6 protein-coding genes are annotated in these 5,074 nt (G+C 73.3%); 4 read left to right on the forward strand and 2 right to left on the reverse strand.

The genetic code is table 11. The features are described from left to right. From E4099_RS28765 to E4099_RS28775, 3 genes are all read left to right on the forward strand, one after another. Positions 1 to 431 (forward strand): DUF5304 family protein (locus tag E4099_RS28765; RefSeq protein WP_135342054.1); only part of this gene is annotated, 431 nt, incomplete at its 5' end. 57 nt (positions 432 to 488) lie between these two features. Next, a complete protein-coding gene (locus E4099_RS28770; RefSeq protein WP_135342055.1) occupies positions 489 to 1,430 on the forward strand; it encodes an ROK family glucokinase in 942 nt (313 codons plus the stop codon). Between the two features lie 331 nt (positions 1,431 to 1,761). Beyond that, on the forward strand, positions 1,762 to 2,550 hold the full coding sequence (locus E4099_RS28775) for an endonuclease/exonuclease/phosphatase family protein (RefSeq protein WP_135342056.1): 789 nt from the start codon (positions 1,762 to 1,764) through the stop codon (positions 2,548 to 2,550). Positions 2,551 to 2,632: 82 nt separating this feature from the next. Here the strand turns inward: E4099_RS28775 and E4099_RS28780 are convergent, their stop codons facing one another. Together E4099_RS28780 and E4099_RS28785 are read right to left on the reverse strand one after the other, a co-directional pair. Further along, a complete protein-coding gene (locus E4099_RS28780; RefSeq protein ID WP_135342057.1) occupies positions 2,633 to 3,226 on the reverse strand; it encodes a hypothetical protein in 594 nt (197 codons plus the stop codon). Beyond that, the gene (locus tag E4099_RS28785; protein WP_135342058.1) at positions 3,213 to 4,013 is read right to left on the reverse strand and encodes an alpha/beta hydrolase; all 801 of its coding nucleotides are present in this window, start codon (positions 4,011 to 4,013) and stop codon (positions 3,213 to 3,215) included. Before E4099_RS28785 ends, E4099_RS28780 begins: the two co-directional genes overlap by 14 nt. A 129-nt stretch (positions 4,014 to 4,142) precedes the next feature. Here E4099_RS28785 and E4099_RS28790 point away from each other — a divergent pair, with 129 nt between their 5' ends. Next, entirely contained in the window at positions 4,143 to 4,931 is a 789-nt protein-coding gene (locus tag E4099_RS28790) for a lysophospholipid acyltransferase family protein (RefSeq protein ID WP_245245272.1), read from the forward strand. Positions 4,932 to 5,074 lie beyond the last annotated feature (143 nt).

Genomic DNA, 5,074 nt, shown 5'->3' on the forward strand with positions numbered 1-5,074 from the left:
CCACCGGCGAGCCCCAGCCCCCCGTCGACGAGGACCGGGCCACTCCGCCCGAGGGCGACTCGGACGCCTGGCAGCGTGCCTGTGCCGAGGATCTGGCCGCCGAGCGGGCGCGCCGGCGGGCGCGGTACGGCCAGGAGGAGCCGGGGAGCGCCGCCGAGGAACTGCGCAAGCTGGCCGAGGCGGTGGCCGCGAAGGTGGTCGCACAGGCGCCGGTCGCCGGAGCGGCGGTCCAGGGAGCCGTACAACAGTTGATCGCACAGGCCAAGGCCGCGGTCGAGCCGGTCGTGGAGCGCAATCCCGAGGTTTTCGACCACCTCGCCTCGGCAGGGAACGAGCTGCTGGCCGCCTATCGGGCTGTGGTCGCCGGACAGGAGCAGCGATGGAGCAAGGGTTCCGATCGTTCGAGTAGTGAACACATCGACCTCGACTGATCGATCCCTCCGGTACCGTTGGCCTCGGCGGGGTTCGATCACATAACTGAGGGACTCATGGGACTCACCATCGGCGTTGACATCGGCGGCACCAAGATCGCGGCTGGCGTGGTCGACGAAGAGGGCGCGATCCTCGACATCAGCACCGTGCCGACGCCGTCGACTCCCGAAGGCGTCATCAACGCCATCGCGGACGCGGTGCGCGACGTCAGCGTCGGACACCAGGTGGAGGCGGTCGGTATCGGCGCCGCCGGCTATGTCGATGACAAGCGGGCCACGGTGCTGTTCGCCCCCAACATCAACTGGCGCCACGAGGCGCTCAAGGACAAGGTCGAGCAGCGTGTCGGGCTGCCCGTGGTGGTGGAGAACGACGCCAACGCGGCGGCCTGGGGCGAGTACCGCTTCGGAGCCGGCCAGGGCCATGACGACGTCGTGTGCATCACCCTCGGCACCGGCCTGGGCGGCGGCATCATCATCGGCGGCCGACTGCACCGCGGCCGGTTCGGCGTGGCCGCCGAGTTCGGCCATCTCCGGGTGGTGCCGGACGGACTGCTGTGCGGCTGCGGCAGCCAGGGATGCTGGGAGCAGTACGCCTCCGGGCGCGCCCTGGTCCGCTACGCCCGGCAGCGTGCCAACGCCGCACCGGAGAACGCGGAGATCCTGCTCGGCCTGGGCGACGGCACCCCGCAGGGCATCCAGGGCAAGCACATCAGTGACGCGGCCCGGCAGGGCGACCCGGTCGCCATCGACTCCTTCCGCGAGCTGGCCCGCTGGGCCGGAGCCGGGCTGGCCGACCTGGCCTCGCTCTTCGACCCGTCCGCGTTCATCGTCGGCGGCGGGGTCTCCGACGAGGGCGACCTGGTGCTCGACCCGATCCGCAAGTCGTTCCGCCGCTGGCTGGTGGGCAGCCAGTGGCGTCCGCACGCCCAGGTGCTCGCCGCCCAGCTCGGCGGCAAGGCCGGCCTGGTCGGCGCCGCGGACCTCGCCCGCCAGGGATGACCAGGCCCGAGGACGGGTGACCCCAGGCGCGGAAGGACCACGTGTCCGGCGCGCCGGTGGCTACGGACCACGAGGCCCGGCGGCGCCCGGCGGATGTGGACCCGGTGTGCCGGTAGCCGCGGGTCATAGCGTTCGGTGCGCCGGTGGCTGCGGGCGCACCCGGGTCACGCCCGGCCCGAGGGCCACGGCTTACGTCCGAGGGCCGGTTTCGAGGGCGCGCCGTGCGGCCGATTCCCGGCCCCGAGGTGATCATGACCGGGCTGGGCCAGGTAGAAATGCACCCAGGAGTCAAGGCCGTTCAGCGGCCAGGATCGAGAGGGGCTGAGGACCGATGCTCGCGGATCTGCCGGCATCCCGGACCGAACCGGACGGCGCGGCGGTGGTCCGCGTGCTCAGTTACAACATCCGCTCGATGCGCGACGACACGGCGGCGCTCGCCCGGGTGATCCGGGCCTGCGCCCCCGATGTGCTGTGCGTCCAGGAGGCGCCGCGCTTCTTCCGCTGGCGCAAGGCGGCGGCCCGGCTGGCCCGGGAGACCGGCCTCACCTACACCACCGGCGGCGCCACCACCGCCGGACCGATGATCCTCACCTCGCTGCGCGCCCATGTGGAGAGCACCGAGGAGGTGCTGCTGCCCCGCACCCCCGGTCTGCACCAGCGCGGCCTGGCCCTGGCCCGGCTCCGGTTCGGCAGCGCCGCCCGGGTCGGGGTGCTCAGCTGCCATCTGAGTCTGGCCGCCGACGAGCGGTACCGGCAGGCGGGCCTGCTGCTGGAGCGGCTCACCGGCTGGGACGTGCCGTACGCGGTCGCCGCCGGCGATCTCAACGACCTGCCCACCGGCCGCAGTTTCGGCCGGCTGGCCGGGGCGCTCCAGGACGGCTGGGCCGCCAAGCCCTGGGGCGGTGAGGCCACGTACCACTCGGCGCGGCCGAACCAGCGCATCGACGGGGTCTTCGCCACCGCCGGGGTGGAGGTGCTGGGCTGCGGGGTGCCCATCGGGCTGCCCGGGGTCAGCGAACACGACCTGAGGGCGGCCACCGACCATCTGCCGGTGCTGGCCGCCCTCCGGATCCCCCGGTCTCCCGCCGCGGACGCGCCTGCGGAGCACACCGGGTCCTGACGCTCCGGCAGCAGACCGAGGGACGCGTCCGACGGGCCCTCGCCGCGGCTCGATCCGCGGCCACCCGTCGGACGCCGGGGGGCTAGACCACCGCGCCGCGCCCCGGATCCTCGTCCTCGTCCTCGTCGTCGCCGGACTTCATCCGCATCACCAGCGTGGCGAAGCCGCCGAGGAAGCCGCCGACGCCCAGGGTGGCCATCCACCAGGTCATCTCCAGCCGGAACAGCACCACCACGAGCAGCAGCAGCGGGCCGCCGAGCACCGCGAGCCAGGCGAACCGGGCGGTGATGTCCAGCTGCGGCAGCGGCGGATCCGGCGGTACGAAGTGGCCCTCGTCGGTCTCGTCGAAGTCGTCCTCGGACGGCTCGGCGGGCTGCCAGTCGCGGGGGCCGGCCCCGCCGACCCCCGGGGCGAAGACCACGAAGCTGCCCGGCCGCTCGGTCCGCGCGGGCCGCTGCTCCGCCTCCGGTTCGCCGCTCGCCTCCTCACCGTCCGGGCCGGCGTCCTGCCCGGTCCGGCCGCCGGTGGGCGCGACCTCCTTGCGGACGCCGGTGGTGTGCGGCCAGGGCTCGGCACCCGGCGGGTCCGGTGGCTCGGGCCCGTAGGCGGCGACGATCTCGGCGAACGCGGCGTCGTCGTCGCGGGCGCCGGTACCGTCCGCGTCACGCTCCGCCACTGGCCGCCGTCCTCTCCGTCGCCTCGGGCCCCGCGGTGGCCGGGTCGGCCAGCCGGTTGATGAACGCGGTGGTCTCGGCGAAGATCTGCTCGGCGTCGTGGTCCAGGGTGGCCACGTGGTAGCTGCGCTCCAGCAGCCGCTCGGTGATGTCCCGGGAGGAGACCCGGGCCATGATCCGGGCCGAGTCCACCGGCGGCACCACATGGTCCTGGGGGCTGTGCAGCACCAGCAGGGGCTGGGTGACCTGCGGCAGTTCCGCGTCGACCAGCCGGAAGAACCGGCGCAGCGAGTGGGCGGCGTGCAGCGGCACCCGGTCGTAACCGGTCTCCACCGCGGACGGCTTGGCGATGTCGCTGGCGATGCCCGGGGCGGTACGGATCAGGTGCCGGGCCACCGGCAGCGCGAAGGACCCCTTGTCGTGCATCTTGTTGGCCGGGTTGACCAGCACCAGACCGCGCACCGAGTCGCGGTGCTGGGCCGCCAGCCGCAGCGCCAGGGTGCCGCCCATCGACAGGCCGCAGACGAACACCTCGCCGCAGCGCTCGGTCAGCGTCCGCAGCTCGCGGTCGACCTCGGCGTACCAGTCCTGCCAGCCGGTGACCGCGAGGTCCTGCCAGCGGGTACCGTGGCCGGGCAGCAACGGGAGGGAGACGGTCAGACCGCGCTCCGCGAGGTGGTCGGCCCAGGGGCGCACCGACTGCGGGGAGCCGGTGAAGCCGTGGCAGACGAGGACGCCGATGTCTCCGCCGTCGTGGCGGAACGGCTCGGCTCCGGGAAGGAGCTGCACCGCGGTTCTCCGTTCGGTGAGAGTGAAGGCCGGGGAGGGGCGTGCGGCCCCGGTGGCTCAGCGTACGCGGCGCGCCGCACCGCGGGTAGGCAGGTTAAGGTCTCCTCGTCGGATACAGGAGGTCCTCGGTTGTTCTACGGTGCGATGAAGATGTCGGTGGGTAACGCCTTGAAGCTCACCTTCCGACCCTGGGTCGAGGGACTGGAGAACATCCCCACCGAGGGGCCGGCCGTCCTGGCCAGCAACCACCTTTCCTTCTCCGACTCCTTCTTCCTGCCCGCGGTGCTGCCCCGCAAGGTCACCTTCATCGCCAAGGCGGAGTACTTCACCACGCCGGGGGTCAAGGGGAAGCTGACGGCCGCCTTCTTCAAGGGGGTCGGGCAGCTTCCGGTGGACCGCTCGGGCGCCCGCGGCGCCGGCGAGGCGGCGATCAAGAGCGGGATCGAGGTCCTGGAGCGCGGGGAGCTGTTCGGCATCTACCCGGAGGGCACCCGCTCCCCGGACGGCCGCCTCTACCGCGGCAAGCCCGGCGGTCTGGCCCGGGTCACGCTGGCCACCGGCGCCCCGGTGATCCCGGTCGCGATGATCAACACCGAGAACATCCAGCCGCCCGGCAAGGTGCTGCCCAAGCTCATGCGGCCGGGCATCCGGATCGGGAAGCCGCTGGACTTCAGCCGCTACCACGGCATGGAGGGCGACCGCTTCATCCTGCGCTCGGTGACCGACGAGGTCATGTACGAGATCATGAAGCTGTCCGGCCAGGAGTACGTGGACATCTACGCCTCGGCCGCCAAGCGCCAGCTGGCCGAGGAGGCCAAGGAGGCCAAGGCCAAGGCGGAGGCGGAGCAGGAGGACGCCGGCGGCAAGCACCCGCACGGCCGGTTCGGTCGGCGCGGGAAGCAGCGGACCGACGCATAGCCGGCGCTCCCCGGCCCGTCCCCCGGCCGCCTCCGGGAGGTTCCCGCCAGGCGGGCGCCCGGTGGCGCGCGGCGGGCCGGAAGCACGATCCCGGCCCCGGACCGGAGCTGAGGCGGGGACCGGGGGAGACGTCTGAGGGGAAG

Origin of the sequence: Streptomyces palmae (genome assembly GCF_004684805.1) — a bacterium.
GTDB classification, from domain to species: domain Bacteria; phylum Actinomycetota; class Actinomycetes; order Streptomycetales; family Streptomycetaceae; genus Streptomyces; species Streptomyces palmae.

Excerpts from the sequence above, each read along its gene's own strand:
- E4099_RS28770 (WP_135342055.1), top strand. The coding sequence starts at position 489 with ATGGGACTCACCATCGGCGTTGACATCGGCGGCACCAAGATCGCGGCT.
- E4099_RS28775 (WP_135342056.1), top strand. The coding sequence starts at position 1,762 with ATGCTCGCGGATCTGCCGGCATCCCGGACCGAACCGGACGGCGCGGCG.